The organism is Halomicronema sp. CCY15110 (assembly GCF_016888165.1).
Lineage (GTDB): Bacteria > Cyanobacteriota > Cyanobacteriia > Phormidesmidales > Phormidesmidaceae > Halomicronema.
Window position 1 is genome coordinate 1 of record NZ_JACSWC010000051.1, and the last position, 879, is coordinate 879.

Annotated in this window: 2 protein-coding genes; both read left to right on the plus strand. The window is 52.6% G+C overall.

Annotated elements, in window-relative coordinates:
* Window positions 1-495, plus strand: a 495-nt coding sequence (locus JUK32_RS00470) for a Dam family site-specific DNA-(adenine-N6)-methyltransferase (protein ID WP_204136905.1), incomplete at its 5' end; no start/stop codon positions are given.
* A 62-nt stretch (window positions 496-557) separates the two neighbouring features.
* On the plus strand, window positions 558-716 hold the full coding sequence (locus JUK32_RS00475) for a hypothetical protein (RefSeq protein WP_204136906.1): 159 nt from the start codon (window positions 558-560) through the stop codon (window positions 714-716).
* Window positions 717-879: the final 163 nt, after the last annotated feature.

The window sequence follows — 879 nt, forward strand, 5'->3', positions numbered from 1 at the left end:
TATCTCAACAAAACCTGCTTTAACGGCCTGTATCGAGAAAATCTCAAAGGAGAGTTTAATACTTCGATGGGTCGCTACAAGAACCCCAAGGTCTGCGATGCCGAGGCTTTGCGGCAAGCTTCGTTGGCGCTGCAAACGACTGACATCGGCTGCGGGCAGTTTTCCGCTGTGCTGGACTGGGCCGTGGATGAACAAGATTTTGTCTACTTTGATCCGCCTTATCACCCCATCAACGCCACCAGCAGCTTTACAGGCTACAGCCGCTATGGGTTTGATGCTGGCGACCAACAGCGACTCCGGCGAACGTTTGCAGAGCTGGTGACTCGCGGCGTCAAGGTGATGCTGTCCAATTCTGACTGTCCCTTCATTCGCGATTTGTACGAGGACTTCTACATGCACAAAGTTCAAGCGGCAAGGGCGATCAACTCGAACGGCAAGCGGCGCGGCAAAATTCCCGAACTCGTCATCACGTCTTATCCAATTTCACTCACTTAGATATGGATATCTCAACTTCGATAAATAAAGATATAGTAAAGGGGCATTGCCCCAGAGGTAACATGTTCAACTGCTTCAGAGAGGGCTTTCTGGCCCTCCAACAGCACTTTCAGGGCAGGCGCGATTTGGATGCCGTTGATGGCCTCAAGGCTGGCATGGCGATCGGGACTACGGCTGGGGCAATTTGGTTCATCGGCCTGCTTCTCTTCGCGCTGCTTTAGCCGTTAATCGCTCACTTCATAGGTTCTCTCTCATGACGACGACGACCCTTCCCGAAAACTGGCTGGATGTGGCTGCTGGCAAAGCGTCAACCAAGTGGCTAGAGCAGTTCATTCGCCACCACCTGGCGCTATTGGCAAAAGAGCAGAGCACTCCCCATGAGTT

Bases quoted from the DNA above. Each gene is read 5' to 3' on its own strand.
- JUK32_RS00475 (WP_204136906.1), top strand. From the start codon at position 558: ATGTTCAACTGCTTCAGAGAGGGCTTTCTGGCCCTCCAACAGCACTTT.